Here is an 18,021-nt window from a genome sequence, read left to right as displayed (position 1 = left end):
CGAACCCCGGCCGATAGCTGTAAAGTCCATCCGTTCTGCCGGACGAAACATGGACGTAACACAGGAGTGAGCCGTGCGGCCCTCAACGGATGCCGGGCGCCCGCCTTTCGGTGCGCTTCCCGTCGTGGCTTTCGTCGCTCAGGTGCTGCGCGGACAGGCGCAGGTCACCTTCCTGCCCAGCGCGGCCACAGGCGCCCTGTTCGGGGTCGCGCTCTTCGCGGCGGGCTGGGAGTACGGGCTCTACGCCCTGGCGGGCACGGCCGTCGCCACGGCCACCGCGAGGGCCATGGGCGCGTCACGCGAGGGCGTGACGACGGGCCTCGAAGGCTTCAACGGCTGTCTCACCGCGCTGTGTTTCGCCGTGTTCCTCGGGGCCGAACGCCTCTCCACGGCCCTGCTCGCGCTCGCGGGCTGTGTGGTCGTCACGGTCGTCACGGCGGCCATGACGAACCTCCTCTCGCTCTGGCGGCTGCCGCCCCTGACGATGCCGTACTGCCTGCTGGCCGGGGTGATGACGCTCGCGGCGCCCGGCTTCGAACGGGTGGGGCAGCACGCGAACGGCCCCGCGGCGCTCCCGAAGGCGGCGACGGGCCCCACGTCCCTCCAACTCACCGACCTGGCACGGGCGTTCTTCGCCGACTTCGCGCAAATCTTCTTCATGCCGCAGTGGTACGTCGGCGCGCTCGTGCTCATCGGCCTCTTCGCCGCGAGCCGCCGTGCGGGCGCCGTGGCCTGTCTGGGCAGCCTCGTCGGCATCGGCGTGGCCTGGGCACTCGGGGCGCCCGCCGCGCGGATCGCGGACGGCTCGATGGGATACAACTCGGTGCTCGTCGCCCTTGCGCTGTGCGGCACCTTCCTGCCGGTGCGCGGGGCGTCGGTCGGCTACGCGGCCGTGGGCGCGGCCACCGCGACCGCCGTCGGCCCGGCGCTCTCCGCGCTCCTCGCACCGTCCGGCGGCCACGCCTTCACCTGGCCGTTCATCCTGACGACGCTGGTGTTCCTCGCGGCGGCGCCGTCCTTCCCGCGCCTGCGTACGACGATTCCGGCGCCGTCGGCGGAGACGGTGCCGGAATCGGTCGCGACCGGGGAGATCAGCGGGAACTCGCCCGCCCCGCAAGCACCTTGATCGAGAACAGGGCGATCACCGCGAGCACGATGATGTACGCGGAGACGGCCATCGAGGTGCCCGTCGCCTCCAGGAGCAGCACCATCACGAACGGCGCGAGCCCGCCGCCGAGCACGGCCGCGATCTGGTAGCCGAGCGAGGCGCCCGTGTACCGCATCTCGGCCGTGAACAGCTCCGCGAAGAGCGCCGCCTGCGGCCCGTACATGATGCTCAGGAAGCAGCTGGTGACGAAGGTGCCGACGGCCAGCCAGAGCAGTGATCCGGTGTCGATGAGCAGGAACATCGGCACCGCCCAGACCGCGAGCCCGGCCGCGCCCAGGGCGTAGATCTTCAGGCGTCCGATGCGGTCGGAGAGGGCCGCGGAGGCCGGGATCAGGGCGAGTTGGGTGAGGCTGACGCAGAGCGAGACGGTGAGGACCGCGCTGCGCTTCATGTCGAGTTCGCGGGTGGTGTAGTCGAGGACGCCGGTGATGATGATGTAGAAGGTGGCGGTGTTCACCGCGAAGGAGCCGCCGGCGAGGAAGACGGTGCCGAGGTGGTGGCGGAGGACGGTGCGCAGCGGGGAGTTGCCGCCGTTCGCCTTCTCGCCCTTCTCCTTCTCGGCGAGCGCCTTCTCCGCCTCGCGGAACTCGGGGGTCTCCTCCACGCGGGTGTGGATGTACCAGGCGAGGACGAGGACGAAGAGTCCGACCATGAACGGGACGCGCCAGCCCCATGCCTCGAAGGCGCTCTCGCTGGTGGCGGCGCCCGCGACGAGGAAGACGGTGTTGGCGGTCACCACGCCGATGGGGACGCCCAGTTGGACCAGGCTGCCGTAGAGGCCGCGCTTGCCCTCGGGAGCGTACTCGGTGGCCATCAGCATCGCGCCGCCCCACTGGGCGCCGACGGCGATGCCCTGGAGCACGCGGAGCAGGACGAGCAGGATCGGCGCGGCGATGCCGACGGTCTCGTACGTCGGGAGCAGGCCGATGCCCGTCGTGGAGAGGCCCATCAGGGTCAGCGCGAGGACCAGCATCGGCTTGCGGCCGCGCTTGTCGCCGAGCTGGCCCGCGATGATGCCGCCGATGGGGCGGGCCAGGAAGCCGACGGCGAAGGTCGCGAAGGCGGCGAGGACGCCTGCGGATGAACTGCCTGCGGGGAAGTACAGGTCGCCCAGGACGAGGGCGGCGGCTATCCCGAAGACGAAGTAGTCGTACCACTCGACCGCGGAGGCGAGAGCGGCGGCGGTGGCGACCTTGCGGCGGTGGGGATCCGCCGGTGACGCGGGGGCTTGAGCGGAGAGGGGGGCTGCGGAGGTCGGTGCGGGGTCCATGCGGGTGCACACTCCGGTGGTTCCGGGGACGGGACAGGGGGTGGCGCCGTGATGGCAGGGAACGTACCGACCAGTGGGTATGCGGTCAACGGTTCGGTACGTATTGCTGTCCCCGGACAGTGGCGGGGTGCCCGGAGGCACCCCGCGACACCGCCTTCCCGCCCGTGTGCCCCGGTGGCTAGAACACCACCAGCGCCCTGCCGCCCTTCCCGGCGATCATGTTGTCGAAGGCCGCGGGAATTCCGTCCAGCGCGATCCGCTCCGTCACCAGGGCCCCCAGGTCCAGGCGCCCCGCCCGCACATGCTCCGCCAGGACCGGCAGGTCCACCGCCGGGTCGCAGTTGCCGTAGACACAGCCCGAGAGCGTCCGGCCCCAGTGGAAGATCTCCAGGGCGTTGAAGGTGACCTGCTGGTCCTTGCCGCCGATGCCGACCACCGTCGTCCGGCCGCCCCTCCGCGTCGACTCCCATGCCGCCCGGATCGTCACGGCACGGCCCACGCACTCCACCGCCACGTCCACGCCCTGGCCGCCGGTCAGCCTGCGGATGGCCTTGGGGGTGAGCTCGGAGGCGACGACGTACTCCGTCGCCCCCGCCGAGCGCGCCAGCTCCTCCTTCTCCGGCGACACGTCGACCGCGATGATCTGCGAGGCTCCCGCGATCCGCGCCGCCTGGAGCGTCGCGAGTCCCACACCGCCGACCCCGAAGACGGCGGCCGTCTCGCCCTCGCGGACCTTCGCCGAGTGGTGCACGGCGCCGTACCCGGTGAGCACCGCACAGCCGAGCAGGGCCGCGTCCGTGAGCGGGATGCCGTCCGGCACCGGCAGCACGCAGTTGCCCGCCACCACCGTCTCCTCGGCGAACGCCGCGACGTTCAGACCGGGGTGGAGATCACCGCCGTCCGAGGCCCGCCGGGCATAGACGTCCGCCGCACCCGCCAGCGCGTTCCCGCACAGCCACACCTCGCCGAGCGAGCAGGCGTGACAACTGCCGCAGGACGGCGCCCAGTTGAGCACCACTCCGTCGCCCGGCGCGACATGGGTGACGCCGGCGCCCACGGACACCACCGTGCCCGCGCCCTCGTGCCCGAGCACGGCCGGCACCGGAAGCCGCATCGTGCCGTTGGTCAGGGACAGGTCGGAGTGGCAGACCCCGGCGGCGGCGAGACGGACCCGCACCTGACCGGGGCCCGGCTCGGGCAGATCGATCTCGGTGATCTCCAGCGGAGAGCCGACGGCGGGCAGAACAGCGGCGCGGACCACGGTGACGTACTCCTCAAAGGGTTCGGGACAGAGACTTCGGCCTGCTTCGGCAGGAGCGGTTTCAGAACTGGAGGGACTTCGTCTGGAGGTACTCCGTCATGCCGTGCGGGCCCAGCTCGCGCCCCACGCCCGACTGCTTGTAGCCCCCGAACGGCGCCAGCGGATTGAAGCTTCCGCCGTTGATGTCGACCTGACCCGTGTCCATGCGGCGGGCGAACGCCACCGCCTCCGCGTCGTCCGCCGCCCAGACCGCGCCCGCGAGGCCGTACACCGTGCCGTTGGCGATCCGCAGGGCGTCGGCCTCGTCCTCGTACCGGATGATCGAGACGACCGGGCCGAAGATCTCCTCCTGGGCGATCGTCATCTCCGGGGTGACGTCGGCGAAGACCGTCGGCTGGACGAAGTAGCCCTGCTCCTGCGGTGCTTCGGCTCCGCCCGCGACCACCCGCGCGCCTTCCTCGACGCCCTTCTCGATGTAACCCCGCACGCGCGCCCGCTGCTTGGCGTTGACGACGGGACCGATGCGCGAGCCGTACTTCGCGGCGGCCGCGGCGGCCAGCTCCACCGCCTCGTCGTAGCGGGCGGCGTCCACCAGCATGCGGGTCCACGCGCTGCACGTCTGGCCGGAGTTGGACATCACATTGGCCACGCCGACGTTCACCGCCTTGGCGAGGTCGGCGCTCGGCAGGATGACGTTGGCGGACTTGCCGCCGAGTTCGAGGGCGACGCGCTTGACCGCGGCCCCGGCGGTGGCGCCGATCTGCCTGCCGACCGCCGTCGAGCCGGTGAAGGAGACCAGGTCGACGCCCTCGTGCTCGGCGAGCGCCTGGCCCGCGACCGGGCCGAGCCCGGTGACCAGGTTGAAGACGCCCGCGGGCAGCCCCGCCTCGTGTACCGCCTCGGCGAAGAGCTGGGCGGTCAGCGGGGTGTCCTCGGCCGGCTTGAGCACCACCGTGCAGCCCGCGGCGAGCGCGGGGGCGACCTTGTTGACGATCTGGTGGAGCGGGTAGTTCCAGGGCGTGATCGCGCCGACCACGCCGACCGGCTCCAGATAGACGGTGGAGTTGCCGATCTTCTCCTCGAAGGCGTACGTCGCGGCGAGATCGGCGTACGAACCGGCGACCAGGATCGGCACCCCGGCGTGCACCATCTGCGAGAACTGCAGCGGTGCGCCCAGCTCGGCCGTCACCGTCCCGGCGATCTCGTCCTTGCGGGCGACCAGCTGGTCGCGCAGTGCGCCGATGAGCGCGGCGCGCTCGGCGGGCGGCGTGGTGGACCAGGCGGGGAAGGCGGCGCGGGCGGCGCGCACGGCGGCGTCGACGTCCTCGGCGGTCCCGGCCGGGACCCGGTCGATGACCTGCTCGTCGGCCGGGTTCACGACCTCGATCATGTCTGTGCCCGCGGCGGGGCGCCAGGCACCGCCGATGTACATCCCGTCGTGGGCCTTCATCGCAACCTCCAGAGAGTCGTCCGCGCACGCGGAGCACACCGATCGGCCGTCCGCGCACACTCGTCCGCGCACCAAACTAGCGCTGTTAGTTTTTGGACACCAGGGGCGTCCGTCCCGGCAGACCTCCTACCCGCGGTACGCCCGCGGACGGCAGCACCATGCGACGGAATCCCACCATCCGCCCCGAGCTCGATCGCAGCCATGTGGCAAGAACGTGCCACTGGCGCGACTGTGCTTGATCCGCGCCCGCGGACCCACCACTCTTCCGATCACGCCGAGAGCGGAACACTCCGTTTCCGGCCGTGTGCGCGAACACGCGCCCACACCCCCACAGCCGCGTGCCGCCCGACCCAGAGTGCGCGCCGCCGATGAGGAGGACTGCCCCGTAATGGCACTGCCGCGCAGCCAGAAGACCGTGATCGCCGCGGCGATCTCGACCGCCACCGCCGCCACCCTGTTCGGTGCGGTCACCGCCCTGCCCGCCCAGGCCGCCCCCGCGGAGGGCACCGTCATCGGCGCCGGATCGGCCGACGCCGTGCAGGGCAGCTACATCGTCACGCTGAATCGGGGCGCGGGCTTCAAGGCCGCGTCCGAGCAGGGCAAGGACCTGATAGCCGAGTACGGCGGGTCGGTGAAGAGGACCTTCGGGTCCGCGCTCAACGGCTATGCCGTGAGCCTCAGTTCAACCGAAGCCAAGCGACTCGCGGCCGACCCTGCCGTCACCACCGTCGAGCAGAACCGGACGGTGCGGGCCACCGCGACCCAGACCAACCCCCCATGGGGCCTTGACCGCATCGGCCAGACGAGCCTGCCGCTGTCCGGCACCTACACCTACCCGGACTCCGCGGGCTCGGGCGTCACCGCGTACGTCATCGACACCGGCGTACGCGTCACGCACTCCGACCTCGGCGGCCGCGCGGTGAACGGCTACGACGCCGTGGACGGCGACTCCACCGCCCAGGACGGCAACGGCCACGGCACACACGTCGCCACGACCATCGCGGGCACGACGTACGGCGTCGCCAAGAAGGCCAAGATCGTGGCCGTCCGCGTGCTCGACAACAACGGCGACGGCACCACCGCCGGTGTCATCGCGGGCATCGACTGGGTGACGAGCAACCACAGCAGCGGCGCGCCCGCCGTGGCCAACATGTCGCTCGGCAGCGGCGCGTCCACCTCGATGGACAACGCGGTGAAGAACTCCATCGCCGACGGCATCACCTATGCCGTCGCGGCGGGCAACTCCGGCACCGACGCCTCGAACACCTCGCCCGCCCGCGTCTCCGCGGCCCTCACGGTCGGCGCCACCGACGGTTCGGACGTCAGGGCCAGCTTCTCCAACTACGGCTCGTCCCTGGACATGTTCGCGCCCGGCGTGAAAATCCCGGCGGGCTGGCACACCAGCGACACGGCCACCAACACCATCTCCGGTACGTCGATGGCCTCACCGCATGTCGCGGGTGCGGCGGTGCTGTACCTGGCGGGGCACACCTCGGCGACTCCGCCACAGGTGGCTTCCGCGCTGGTGAACGGTGCCACGAACGGCAAGGTGAGCAGCCCCGGCGCCGGTTCGCCGAACAGGCTGCTCAAGCTGGTCCTGTAGCCGTCGAAGGCCGGAGGAGCTGGTCCGTCAACCCCTCCGGCGCTTGAGGAGCAGGGCTCTGGGGGTGGAGCCCCTCGCTCCGGAGAGGGTTGGGGCCGAGGGAGGCCCGACAGGGGGGTTCTTCCTCAGCCCCAACCCCGCCGCCACCACCAACAGCCCACCCAGCATCACAAAGGGCGCCGCGACCCCCGCCACCCCGGCGATGAGCCCCGCCCCCGCAGGAGCGGCCACCTGCCCGAGCCGGTTCCCCGTAAGCCGCAGAGCAAGAGCCGTGGACCGCGCCCCCTCCGGCGCCGCCTGCACCACGGTCGTCATCGACAACGGCTGCCCCACGCCCAGACAGAACCCCAGCAGCACCAGCATCACGCCGAGCCCCCACACCGGCACCGGCAACGCGATCCCCGCGCACAGCACCGCGGCCAGCAGACACGTCACCACGATCAGCACCGCACGCCCCAGCAGATTGATCAGCGGCGTCATCACGAGCCGGCAGGCGATCGTCGCCCCGGCCCGCAGCGAGAGCAGCACCCCCACCGTGGCGGGCGCGATCCCCCGGTGCTCACCGACCACCGGCAGATAGGCCGTGAGGATGTCGGTCGCGGACAGCACCGCGAGGCTGATGAAGATCCCGGCGGGCACACCCCGCGTACGGAGGATGCCGAGCACCGGCACCTTCTCGCCCCGCTTCGCGGAGCCGCCACCGGCCGTCCGCACCTGCTCGATCCGCCACAGCGAGGCGAGCGAGACCGCCGCGACCGCCCCCGAGACCAGCAGGGCGAGGGCGCTGGTGCGGCCCATGTCGCCGCCGATGAGGGAGCCCGCGGCGATCGGGCCGATCAGCTGCCCGAGCGAGGCCCCGATCGTGAAGTGCCCGAAGTTGCGGTCCTGTTCATGGGGCGCGGACTGCCGGGCCACGATCGACTGCGCGCCGATCACGAAGCAGAGATGGCCGAGGCCCATCACACCGCTCCACGCGGCAAGCGCGCCGAGCGACCCCGCCGTACCGCTCAGCGCGCACCCGCCGGCGATCAGCACGACGCCGATCGGAAGGAGCGGCGCGCACCGCCCGTGGTCCGTCCTGCGGCCCAGCGGTACGGCGGCGAAGAGCGGAAGCAGGGCGTACACACCCGCGATGACACCGATCGCCCGCTCGTCCGCGCCCAGCGACAGAGCCCGGTAGGAGACGGCCGGACGCGCCATCGACACCGCCCCCTGCGCGAAGCTGAAGGCGATGACGAGGCGCAGCAACCAGGCGCGGCCCGGTGGGGGTGGCATCAGATGATGCCGAAGAGGATGCCGGAGCCGAGCACCACCAGCGAGGTGAGGACGGCCCATTTGACGGTGAACTTCGTGTGGTCGCCGAACTCGACCTTGGCCATGCCGACCAGGACGTACACGGCGGGGACCAGCGGGCTCGACATGTGCAGGGCCTGGCCCGCGATGGAGGCTCGGGCGATCTCCAGGGTGCCGACGCCGTGCGCCTGGCCGGCCTCGGCGAGGACGGGCAGGACGCCGAAGTAGAAGCCGTCGTTCGACATGAAGTAGGTGAGCGGCAGCGAGAGGAGCCCCGTCACCAGGCCCATGTGCGGGCCCATGCCGCTGGGGATGGCGTCGACGAGCCATTTCGCCATGTGGTCGACCATGCCGGTGCCCTGGAGGACGCCGGTGAAGACGGCGGCGGCGAAGACCATGCCGGTGACGTTGAGGACGTTCTCCGCGTGGGCGGCGATCCGGGCCTTCTGGTCGGGCATGTGCGGGAAGTTGACGGTGAGGGCGAGCGCGGCTCCGAGCAGGAAGAGGACCGGGATCGGCAGCCACTCCATGATCATGGCGGTCAGGAGCAGGACGGTGAGGCCCGCGTTGAACCAGTAGAGCTTGGGGCGCAGGGTGTCGCGGTGGGGGTCGAGCCCCTGGAAGCCGTCGTCCTCGTCGGATTCGCCGGACGCGCCGGACGCGCCGGACCCAGCGGACCCCTCCGATGCGTCGGTACCGGCACCGGAGCCGCCGGCGGTCTTCTTCGTCAGCGACGTACGGCCGTCGCCGGTGCCCCCACCGGCACCCACGAGCACCGTCTCGCCGGACGTCTCCTTCTCCAGGACCTCGTCGAGCGACAGGATGCCGAGCCGCTTGCGCTCGCGCAGACCCAGTGCGTACGAGAGGAGGAAGACGGCGACCAGGCCCATGGCGAGCGCCGGGATCATCGGGACGAAGATGTCGGCGGCGTCGACCTTCAGGGCGGTCGCGGCGCGGGCCGTCGGGCCGCCCCAGGGCAGCGTGTTCATGACGCCGTTGGCGGTCGCCGCGACACCCGTCATGACGACGAGGCTCATCTTGAGGCGCTTGTAGAGCGGATACATCGCCGAGACCGTGATCATGAAGGTCGTCGAGCCGTCGCCGTCGAGCGAGACGATCGCGGCGAGCAGAGCGGTGCCCACCACGATGCGTACCGGGTCCGCCTTGCAGAAGCGCAGGATGGCCCGGACGATCGGGTCGAAGAGGCCGACGTCGATCATGACGCCGAAGTAGACGATGGCGAACATGAGCATGGCCGCCGTGGGCGCCAGATTGCCGACGCCTTCGAGGACGTAGTCCCCGAGATGGGCTCCCTTTCCTACGAACACGCAGAAGAGCGCGGGGATCAGCACCAGCGCCGCGATCGGCGACATCTTCTTCATCATGATCAGCACCAGGAACGTGGCGATCATGACGAATCCGAGGATTGTCAGCATGGGGGCTACCTAACGTTCACCATCGAACTCCCACCAGGTCTGGCGGTCCGGATGACGTTAGGGCCGTCAATTGAGCGTTAACAAGATGTTGACGCGCGAGCAATAAGCGCAAAACTCCTGGTCAGCGCGGCACGTGGTGCCATCTGCCTCAGTCGAGCGAACCCGCGAAGTACGCGTGCAGGAGCGTCCGTGTCTCGTCGATGAGGTCCGGGTCGCCCCCCGGGCGGACGCGGAAGGCGAGCTGCAGGAGCGCGTCGACCGCCTCGACGCCGACGAGTACCGTGCGGCGCAGCCGTGCGTCGAGCGGCCGGTCCAGATGGTCGGCCAGGAGGGCCGCGACCCGTTCGGCGACGTCGGAGTTGGCGTCGGGCATCGCGTCGGGGGCCGACGGGATGCCGAAGTCGACCAGGCCGAAGCCGGGGACGGTGCGCTTCATGGCGAGGTACTCGTCGAAGGCTGCGTCGACGGCCCCGCGCCAGTCGCCGCGCCCGACGCCGCTGACGCGGGCGGCCACGCGCTCTCCGTACAGATCGAGGTTGCGGTGGGCCAGGGCGTCGGCCATGGCCCGTTTGTTGCCGAAGAAGCGGTAGACCGAGCCGATCGGTACGTCGGCGCGCTGGGCGACGGCGCGGGTGCTGAGGCCTTCGTAGCCGACCTCGTCGAGGAGGTCGGCGCAGGCGTCGAGAATCCGGGTCAGCCGCTCGGCGCTGCGTGCCTGCACGGGCGTACGGCGCAGATGGCTCGCGGGGCGGGGTTCCTTGGGCGCGTTGCGGTGGGACATCCGGGGAGAGTAGAGCACCGCTCAGCTTCCTGGCTCGCGTTTACGGCATTCCCGGATCTCCCTTACGACATCCACCGCTCCCTCTTGCGGAAGGTATACGCGAATCCTACGGTGACCCATAGGAATCATTGACGAGGGAGCGATGATGAGCGGGGACCACACGACCGACGCACGGAAGACCGCCGAGGGGCTGGTCTATCTCTCCGGCTTCGGCAACGAACACAGCTCCGAGGCCGTGCCCGGCGCGCTGCCGCACGGCCGGAATTCGCCGCAGCGCGCGCCGCTCGGGCTCTACGCCGAGCAGCTGAGCGGCACGGCCTTCACCGAGCCCCGCGCGCACAACCGCCGCTCGTGGCTCTACCGCATCCGCCCCTCGGCCGCGCACCCGCAGTTCACGCGCGTCGACAACGGCGCGATCCGCACGGCCCCGTTCGCCGACGCGGCGCCCGACCCGAACCGGCTGCGCTGGGACCCGCTCCCGGACCCCGCGCCCGGCACGGACTTCCTCGCGGGCCTGTGGACACTCGGCGGCAATGGGGACGCGACCCAGCGCAGCGGCATGGGCATCCATCTCTTCCACGCCAATGCCTCCATGACGGACCGGGTGTTCAGCGACGCGGACGGCGAGCTGCTGATCGTGCCCGAGCGGGGCGGGCTGCTGCTGCGCACCGAGTTCGGGCTGCTGCACGCCGAGCCCGGCGAGGTGGCGCTGATCCCGCGCGGTGTGCGTTTCCGCGTGGAGCTGCTCGACGCGAGCGCGCGCGGGTACGTGTGCGAGAACTACGGCGCGCCCTTCCAGCTCCCCGACCTCGGCCCGATCGGCGCCAACGGCCTGGCGAACGTGCGGGACTTCAGGGCGCCGGTCGCGGCCTACGAGGACGTCGAGCGGCCGGTGGAGGTGGTGAACAAGTTCTGCGGCAACCTGTGGCACGCGACCTATGACCACTCCCCCCTCGACGTGGTCGCCTGGCACGGGAACCACGTCCCGTACGTCTACGACCTGCACCGCTTCAATGTGATCGGCACGATCAGCTACGACCACCCGGACCCGTCGATCTTCACGGTCCTCACCTCGCCGTCCGACACCCCGGGGCTGGCGGGCGTGGACTTCGTCGTCTTCGCGCCGCGCTGGCTGGTGGGCGAGGACACCTTCCGGCCGCCGTACTTCCACCGGAACGTGATGAGCGAGTACATGGGCCTGATCGAGGGCGCGTACGACGCGAAGACCGGCGGCAAGGGAGGTTTCGTGCCGGGCGGCGGCTCGCTGCACAACATGATGTCGGCGCACGGACCCGACCGCGAGACCTTCGACAAGGCCTCGGCCGCCGAGCTGAAGCCGCAGAAGATCGACGACGGCCTTGCCTTCATGTTCGAGACCCGCTGGCCGGTGACGGCGACGGAACAGGCAGCTCAGGCGTCCCACCTGCAGCGCGGGTACGACGATGTGTGGCAGGGTCTGGAGCGCCATTTTCGGAACTGACGCGGACTGATTCGGAGAGACCGTGACCGCCTTCGCCCCGGACTCGATCGTCCTGAATCGCAAGCTGCCGCTCTGGTATCAGGTGTCACAGTCGCTGCGCGCCTCGATACTCGGGCGCACGCCGCAGGCCCCGCTCCGGCTGCCCACCGAGGAGCAGCTGGCGGGGCACTACGGGGTGAGCGTCCTGACCATGCGGCAGGCGCTGAAGGAGCTGGAGGACGAGGGACTCATCTCCCGGCACCGGCGGCGCGGCACCTTCATCGAGCCCGACGTCCGGCGCGGCTCCCCGGTCCGGCTGCTCGGCTCGGTCGACGCGATCGTGGCCCAGCAGTCGGGCATGGTCACCGAACTCCTTTCGCACGGCGCGGCTCCGGTCCCGGCCGAACTCACCGAGTACTTCCCCGACGTACCGGAGGTGGCGACGTACCACCGCCTCCGCAGCGACGACAAGACGGGCGAACCCACCAACCACGCCCATAACTTCGTCCATCCCGACCTCGCCGGGCGGATCGATCTCGACGATCTGACGCGCTGGCCCATGACGAAGGTGCTGCGCGACGTGGTGGGCGTCCGCATCAGCAGGATCACCGACACCGTCGAGGCCACGCTCGCCGACCCGGAGACGGCCCGGCTGCTCCAAGTGCCGCTGCTCAGCCCGATCCTGCACTACACGGGCATCACGTACGACGAGGAAGGGCGCGCCCTGGACGTGGCCCGCATCCACTACCGCGGGGACCGCTTCTCGTTCACGGTCACCCTCGACGCGACGTAAGGGTCTCGTCGTACGATGCCGGGCGTGACGCACGACGAAGCGCCGCTCCTCGCGGACCTCATGCCGTGGTCCGTCGCACCGCTCCGGACCGGCCGGGCGTGGCCGATGGGCCCGGACGCGGCATCCCTCAGGGCCCGTTGGGACGCGTTCGTGCGCGCGCAGGGCGCGGAGCGCGACCGGCTGCTCTCCCCCTCGCGCGCCCGCACCCTGCACACCGCGGTCGGTCAACTGCCGGGGCAGCGGGGCTCCACGGGTCCGCTGGCCGCCGAGTCCGGCCGCTGCCCGGAGCCGGTGCGGGTGCTGCACGGCCCCTTCGACGAGCAGTGGCTGATCCCGGACCACCGGCTCATCGACGCCGCAAGGCCCGAGCTGTGGCGGGTGGCGGGCGAGGGCCAGCTTTACCTCGTGGAGCAGGGGCATGTCGCCGGGGCCTCGGGGCCCGCCGTGCTCGCCTCGGCCGTACTGCCCGACGGCCGCTCCCCCGCCGGACGTCCGGGCAGGATCCGCCCGCTGTTCCGCCGCCCCGGAGGCCTTGAGCCCAATGTGGCTCCGGGGCTGCTCGGGCGGCTCTCCGCCGCGCTCGGGCACGGGGTCGACGCCGGGGAGCTGCTGGCCTGGACGCTGGCGGTCGCGCGGGGGTCGGCGACGGGCTGCCGGGTGCCGCTGACCTCCGACCCGCAGGTGTGGGCGCGGGGCACGGAGCTTGGCCGGCGGCTGCTGTGGCTGCAGGCACGCGGCGACGGGGCCCGGCCGAAACTGCCCGGCGGGCGCCGCCCCTATGTACGGGCACCGCTGCCCGCCCGCCCCTCGGCGCTCTCCTACGACGCGGACGAGGAGGTGCTGTGCCTGGACGAGGGGCGCATCTCGCCGGTGCCGCGCGAGGCCTGGGAGTTCGAGGTGAGCGGGGTGCGGGTGCTCGACCTGTGGTTCGCCCGGCGAACCGAGCCGGTCGAGGGCGGCGGCCTCGCGGCGATCCGCCCCGGCGCCTGGCCGCAGGCCTGGACGTCCGAGCTGCTGGAGCTGATCACCGTACTCGCCCTGCTGCGTGAACTGGAGCCTCAGCAGCGGGAGTTGACGGACTCCCTCGACGGTACGCCGCTGATCGGCGCCGAAGAGCTGCGTGCGGCGGGTGTGTTGCCCGTGCCGGACGCCGCGCGCCGCCCGGCCTCCGTCCTCGACCATCACGAGGAGGGACCGGGCGGCCAGTTCGCGCTCATCTGACGCGGTCCGCGTCGCCCTTTCCGACGTCGCCCTTTCCGACCTCGCCCTTTCCGACCTCACCCCCCTGCCTCGGCCTTTCGGCCGCCGCCCGACGCGAGGAGCGCCAGGACGCCGGCCGCCTGCAGCAGGGCGAGCACGACGACTCCGGTGCGAAAGCCCGTGGCTCCCCCGCCGCCCAGTCCGTGGGCGAGGGCCGCGATCGCGGGGCCGACCGTGAAGCCGAGGGTGCGGAAGGTGTTGCCGACCCCGCCGCTGGTGCCCAGCATGTCGGGCGGTGCGGCGGCCATGATCGACGCGTTCACCGGCGTACCGAAGAGCGCCTGTCCGGCCCCGATCACGGCGAGCCGCCAGCCGATGTCGGGCAGCCCCGCGTCCGGGCCGAGCGTCAGCATGCTCAGGAGCCCGGCGATGACGAGGAGCAGCCCACCCGTGCCGACGATCCTGCCGGGCAGCCGGTCCGCGAGCCGGCCGCTGACCGGGGAGCAGAGGGCCACCGTGCCGATGAAGAAGACCATCGCGAGGCCGGTCATGGCGGCGCCCTCGTCCAGGACGTCAGCGACGTAGAACGGCAGCAGGAAGTAGGAGAGGCCGACGAAGGTGCCGGTCAGGAGGAGGCTGAGGACCGGGAAGCCGATGGCCCTGCGCCGCAGCAGACCGATTACCGGGCGCGCCGAGCGCAGCCGCGTCCAGCACACCGCGAGCACGGCGCCGGCCGCCGCGAACACCGTGGCGACGAGCGGCTGTCCGGCCTCGATCCGGTCGAAGGCCACCAGGACGGCGGTCACCGCGCCGCCGAGCACGAGCCCGTCGCCGACCAGGGAACGGTCGGGCCGGACGAGCCCGCGACGCGGTCCGACGGAGGGCATGAAGCGCGCCCCGAGCCAGATCACCACGATCAGGACGGGGATCTTCATCAGCATCACGGGCCGCCAGCCGTACGCGTCCGCGACGATCCCGCCGAGGGACGAGCCGCCCATGGAGCCGAGCGGCATGATCGTCGCGACGTATCCCATGGCCCGGCCGCGCTGGTCGGGCCGTACCGTCGCGGCGACCACCGGCAGATAGAGCGCGCCGACCAGGGCGCCCGCGACGCCTTGCAGGACGCGGGCCGCGACGAGCAGCGGGAAGGTGGGGGCAACGGCGGCCAGGACGCTGGTGAGGCCGATCGCCGGTACGGCGAAGAGGAACAGGGCGCGCAGGTTGACGCGGTCCGCCCACCGTCCCGCGGGGATCGCGAGGGCCGCCGTGGGCAGCGCGTAGGCGAGCAGGACCCATTGGGTGGCGCCCGTTCCCACGTCCAGCTCGGAGCCGATGGCGGGCAAGGTCACCGAGGACAGGCTGAGTTCGAGGGTGACCATCAGGAAGGCGAGGGCCATCACGGCGACGGGCGCCCAGCGGGTCTTCTCGGCGTCCTGACCGGCGGGCGGGGTGGCGTCACATGTCGTCTGCGTCATGCTCCGACGCTAGGAACAGGGCCGGGCGCCTCGCCTCTGTCGTACGACTGGGAGTGACCAGGTAGACCCCACCCCAGTCGGTCCCCGGTCCCCGCCCGGTCCCCGCCCCGTCCCCGCCCAGTCGCGATCCCGGTCGTGCGACAGAGGCCCGGCAGAGGCGGTGCTCCCTAGCTTTCTCGGTGTCAGCACGACCCGAGAGAGGAACTCCCATGACCACGCAGCGACTTCAGGTGGCCGTCATCGTCGGCAGCACCCGCGAGGGCCGCTTCGCGCCGACCGTCCGCGACTGGTTCGTCTCGGTCGCCGAACAGCGCGCCGACCTCGCGCTCGACGTGATCGACCTCGCGACCGGTGGGCGCCCGGAGACGCTGGGCAGCCAGAGCGCCCCCGTCATCGGCGAGATCACGCCCCGGATCGCTGCGGCGGACGCGTTCGTCGTCGTCACGCCGGAGTACAACCACAGCTTCCCCGCCGACCTGAAGCACGCCATCGACTGGCACCGCGAGGAGTGGCAGGCCAAGCCGGTGGGCTTCGTCTCGTACGGCGGTCTCGCGGGCGGCCTGCGCGCGGTGGAGCAACTGCGGCTCGTCTTCGCCGAGTTGCACGCGCCGACCATGCGGGACACGGTCAGCTTCCACGGCGTCTGGAACCAGTTCGGCCCGGACGGCAGGCCGCACGACGAGGCGGGCCCGGCGGGCGCCGCGAAGGTCATGCTCGACCAGCTCGTCTGGTGGGGCTCGACCCTGCGGGACGCGAAGGCGACCAACCCGTACGCGGCGTGACCACCCCTGCGAGGAAAGCGAGTTGACGATGCGTGCCATTCGACTGCACACCTTCGGCGGGCCCGGGAATCTGCGCTACGAGGAGACGCCCGACCCGGTGCCGGGGCCCGGCCAGGTCAGGATCGCCGTGCGGGCGGCGGGGGTCCATCTGCTGGACACGGCGCTCCAGGCGGGCGCGGCCGATGAACTCCCCTTCCCTATGCCCGAGTTGCCGATCACGCCGGGTCGCGAGGTGGCGGGCGTGGTCGACGGGCTGGGCGACGGGGTCGAGGAGGAGTGGCTCGGCCGCCGGGTCGTCACGCACCTCGGCCTGGTGAACGCGGGCTACGCCGAGCTGGCGGTGCGCGAGACGGACGCGCTGTTCCCGCTGCCCGACGACCTCTCCTACGAGGCGGCCGTGGCCATGGTCGGCACCGGCCGCATGGCACTCGGCGTCCTGCACGTCGCCGCGCTCGAACCGGACGACGTGGCCCTGGTGACGGCGGCCGCCGGCGGCATCGGCACCCTCCTTGTGCAGGCGGCGCGGAACGCGGGCGTCACGGTGGTGGGCGCGGCGGGCGGCGCCGAGAAGACGGCGCGGGTGCGGGCGGCCGGGGCGGACGTGGCCGTCGACTACACCCGGCCCGGCTGGGCGGAGGAGGTGCGTGCGGCGCTCGGCGGGCGCGAGGTGAGCGTCGCGTTCGACAGCGTGGGCGGCGACGCGGGCCGCGCGGCGCTCGAACTCCTGGGCAGCGGCGGCCGGTTCGTGGTGTACGGCTGGTCGTCGGGCACCCCCACGGAGTTCGCCACCAAGGATCTGCAGGGCAGGCTCCTCACGGCGACGTACGCGCTGGGCCCGCGCATCGCCCGCGTACCCGGCGGTCTGCGCGGCCTCCAGGAGCGGGCACTCGCGGAGGCGGCCCGCGGCTCACTCGTGCCGGCGGTGACGACGTTCCCGCTCCGGGAGGCGGACGCGGCGCACGCGGCGCTGCTCGCGCGGCGGACGGTGGGGAAGGTCGTCCTGATCCCCTAGCCGGCCGCATCCCCTGGCCGGCCAGGCACGCCCTGGGTGACATCACCGATCGGACAACGGATGTGAGTGAGCGATGACGACGACAAGGACAAGGACGACCACGTCGGCCATGCGGGCCGCCGCGATCACCGCGTACGGCCCGGCCGACGCCCTGCGCCCCATGGACCTGCCCGTCCCCGAGCCGGGCCCCGGTCAGGTCAGGGTCCGGGTGCGGGCGGCGGGAGTACTCCCGTACGACATCGGGGTCAGGGAGGGGGTGATCAGACCGCCCGGGGCCGCGTTCCCGCTCGTGCCGGGCAATGAGTTCGCCGGCACGGTCGACGCCGCCGCCCCCGACGTCGCTGGTTTCGGCCCCGGGGATCCGGTGCTCGGCTTCTCGCTGCTCGGGTCGTACGCGCAGTACGTCGTGGTGGGCGCCGACCAGTTGGTGCGCAAGCCCGGGGAGATGGCGTGGGCCGAGGCGGGCGGTTTCTCCGGGAACGCGCAGGGGGCGCACATGGCGCTGACCGCGATGCGGGTCGGGCCCGGCGACACGGTCCTGGTCAACGCGGCGGCGGGCGGACTCGGCACGCTGGCGGTGCAGTTGGCGCGGGCCTGGGGCGCGACGACGGTGATCGGGACGGCGAGCGAACGGCACCACGACCATCTGCGCTCGCTCGGGGCGATTCCCGTGACGTACGGGGAGGGTCTTGAGGACCGGGTGCGGGCGATCGCCCCCGGCGGGGTGGACGCGGCGCTCGACGGGGCGGGGCCCGAGGCGCTGCGGGCGTCGGCGGCCGTGGCGATCCATCCCGACCGTGTCATCACGATGGTCGCCACGGAGGAGGCCCGCCGCCTTGGCCTGCCCGAACTCACCGGCACGCGCACGGCCGAGCGCCTGGCCGCGATGACCGAGCTGTACGCGAAGGGTCGACTGCGGGTGCACGTCCGCGCGGAGTACTCCTTGGAACGGGCGGCGGACGCACAGCGGGACGTGGGCTCGGGGCACGGCAGGGGCAAGGTGGTCCTGACCCCCTGACAGGGCCACGGTTAGGGTCG

15 protein-coding genes are annotated in these 18,021 nt (G+C 72.0%); 8 read left to right on the top strand and 7 right to left on the bottom strand.

The genetic code is table 11. From position 1 onward, the window contains the following. The first annotated feature begins 124 nt into the window (after window positions 1-124). Window positions 125-1,126: an urea transporter gene (locus tag ACIBKX_RS26690; protein WP_363274979.1), complete on the top strand. Its 1,002-nt coding sequence runs from the start codon at window positions 125-127 to the stop codon at window positions 1,124-1,126. Here the strand turns inward: ACIBKX_RS26690 and ACIBKX_RS26685 are convergent. The 3 genes from ACIBKX_RS26685 to ACIBKX_RS26675 all read right to left on the bottom strand — a co-directional run bounded on the left by ACIBKX_RS26685 (window position 1,092) and on the right by ACIBKX_RS26675 (window position 5,149). Then, entirely contained in the window at window positions 1,092-2,438 is a 1,347-nt protein-coding gene (locus tag ACIBKX_RS26685; RefSeq protein ID WP_363274980.1) for an MFS transporter, read from the bottom strand. The genes ACIBKX_RS26690 and ACIBKX_RS26685 overlap by 35 nt on opposite strands. Window positions 2,439-2,616: 178 nt before the next feature. Next, the gene (locus ACIBKX_RS26680) at window positions 2,617-3,699 is read right to left on the bottom strand and encodes a Zn-dependent alcohol dehydrogenase (protein WP_363274981.1); all 1,083 of its coding nucleotides are present in this window, start codon (window positions 3,697-3,699) and stop codon (window positions 2,617-2,619) included. Window positions 3,700-3,760: 61 nt separating this feature from the next. Further along, a complete protein-coding gene (locus ACIBKX_RS26675) occupies window positions 3,761-5,149 on the bottom strand; it encodes an aldehyde dehydrogenase family protein (RefSeq protein ID WP_363274982.1) in 1,389 nt (462 codons plus the stop codon). Window positions 5,150-5,537: 388 nt separating this feature from the next. Here ACIBKX_RS26675 and ACIBKX_RS26670 point away from each other — a divergent pair, with 388 nt between their 5' ends. Further along, window positions 5,538-6,752 carry a S8 family peptidase gene (locus tag ACIBKX_RS26670; RefSeq protein WP_363274983.1) on the top strand — a complete coding sequence of 405 codons (1,215 nt, stop codon included), beginning with the start codon at window positions 5,538-5,540 and terminating at the stop codon, window positions 6,750-6,752. A 27-nt stretch (window positions 6,753-6,779) separates the two neighbouring features. Here ACIBKX_RS26670 and ACIBKX_RS26665 read toward each other — a convergent pair whose 3' ends face one another. From ACIBKX_RS26665 to ACIBKX_RS26655, 3 genes are all read right to left on the bottom strand, one after another. Continuing rightward, window positions 6,780-8,027: an MFS transporter gene (locus ACIBKX_RS26665; RefSeq protein ID WP_363274984.1), complete on the bottom strand. Its 1,248-nt coding sequence runs from the start codon at window positions 8,025-8,027 to the stop codon at window positions 6,780-6,782. Further along, the gene (locus ACIBKX_RS26660) at window positions 8,027-9,481 is read right to left on the bottom strand and encodes a citrate:proton symporter (RefSeq protein ID WP_363274985.1); all 1,455 of its coding nucleotides are present in this window, start codon (window positions 9,479-9,481) and stop codon (window positions 8,027-8,029) included. Before ACIBKX_RS26660 ends, ACIBKX_RS26665 begins: the two co-directional genes overlap by 1 nt. A 148-nt stretch (window positions 9,482-9,629) precedes the next feature. Then, window positions 9,630-10,262 (bottom strand): TetR/AcrR family transcriptional regulator, encoded by a 633-nt coding sequence (locus tag ACIBKX_RS26655; RefSeq protein WP_363274986.1) that lies wholly within the window; start codon window positions 10,260-10,262, stop codon window positions 9,630-9,632. Window positions 10,263-10,407: 145 nt separating this feature from the next. Here ACIBKX_RS26655 and hmgA point away from each other — a divergent pair, with 145 nt between their 5' ends. Genes hmgA through ACIBKX_RS26640 form a run of 3 tightly spaced genes read left to right on the top strand, consistent with a single transcriptional unit; the run spans window position 10,408 to window position 13,735 of the window. Next, window positions 10,408-11,742 carry a homogentisate 1,2-dioxygenase gene (gene hmgA, locus ACIBKX_RS26650; RefSeq protein WP_363274987.1) on the top strand — a complete coding sequence of 445 codons (1,335 nt, stop codon included), beginning with the start codon at window positions 10,408-10,410 and terminating at the stop codon, window positions 11,740-11,742. A 22-nt stretch (window positions 11,743-11,764) separates the two neighbouring features. After that, a complete protein-coding gene (locus tag ACIBKX_RS26645; protein ID WP_363274988.1) occupies window positions 11,765-12,514 on the top strand; it encodes a GntR family transcriptional regulator in 750 nt (249 codons plus the stop codon). A gap of 15 nt (window positions 12,515-12,529) precedes the next feature. Then, a complete protein-coding gene (locus tag ACIBKX_RS26640; protein ID WP_363274989.1) occupies window positions 12,530-13,735 on the top strand; it encodes a type ISP restriction/modification enzyme in 1,206 nt (401 codons plus the stop codon). Window positions 13,736-13,791: 56 nt separating this feature from the next. On the opposite strand, the gene ACIBKX_RS26635 is transcribed toward ACIBKX_RS26640, so the two are convergent. Further along, entirely contained in the window at window positions 13,792-15,189 is a 1,398-nt protein-coding gene (locus ACIBKX_RS26635) for an MFS transporter (protein ID WP_363274990.1), read from the bottom strand. A gap of 209 nt (window positions 15,190-15,398) precedes the next feature. Between ACIBKX_RS26635 and ACIBKX_RS26630 the strand changes: the two genes are divergently transcribed. The 3 genes from ACIBKX_RS26630 to ACIBKX_RS26620 all read left to right on the top strand — a co-directional run bounded on the left by ACIBKX_RS26630 (window position 15,399) and on the right by ACIBKX_RS26620 (window position 18,001). Continuing rightward, window positions 15,399-15,971, top strand: a complete 573-nt coding sequence (locus tag ACIBKX_RS26630; RefSeq protein WP_363274991.1) for an NAD(P)H-dependent oxidoreductase — start codon at window positions 15,399-15,401, stop codon at window positions 15,969-15,971. Between the two features lie 28 nt (window positions 15,972-15,999). Beyond that, entirely contained in the window at window positions 16,000-16,983 is a 984-nt protein-coding gene (locus tag ACIBKX_RS26625) for a zinc-binding dehydrogenase (protein WP_363274992.1), read from the top strand. 73 nt (window positions 16,984-17,056) lie between these two features. Continuing rightward, window positions 17,057-18,001 (top strand): NADP-dependent oxidoreductase, encoded by a 945-nt coding sequence (locus ACIBKX_RS26620; RefSeq protein ID WP_363274993.1) that lies wholly within the window; start codon window positions 17,057-17,059, stop codon window positions 17,999-18,001. Window positions 18,002-18,021 lie beyond the last annotated feature (20 nt).

The organism is Streptomyces sp. NPDC050658 (genome assembly GCF_044457025.1).
Lineage (GTDB): Bacteria > Actinomycetota > Actinomycetes > Streptomycetales > Streptomycetaceae > Streptomyces.
This window is presented reverse-complemented; position numbering and strand designations above follow the sequence as displayed.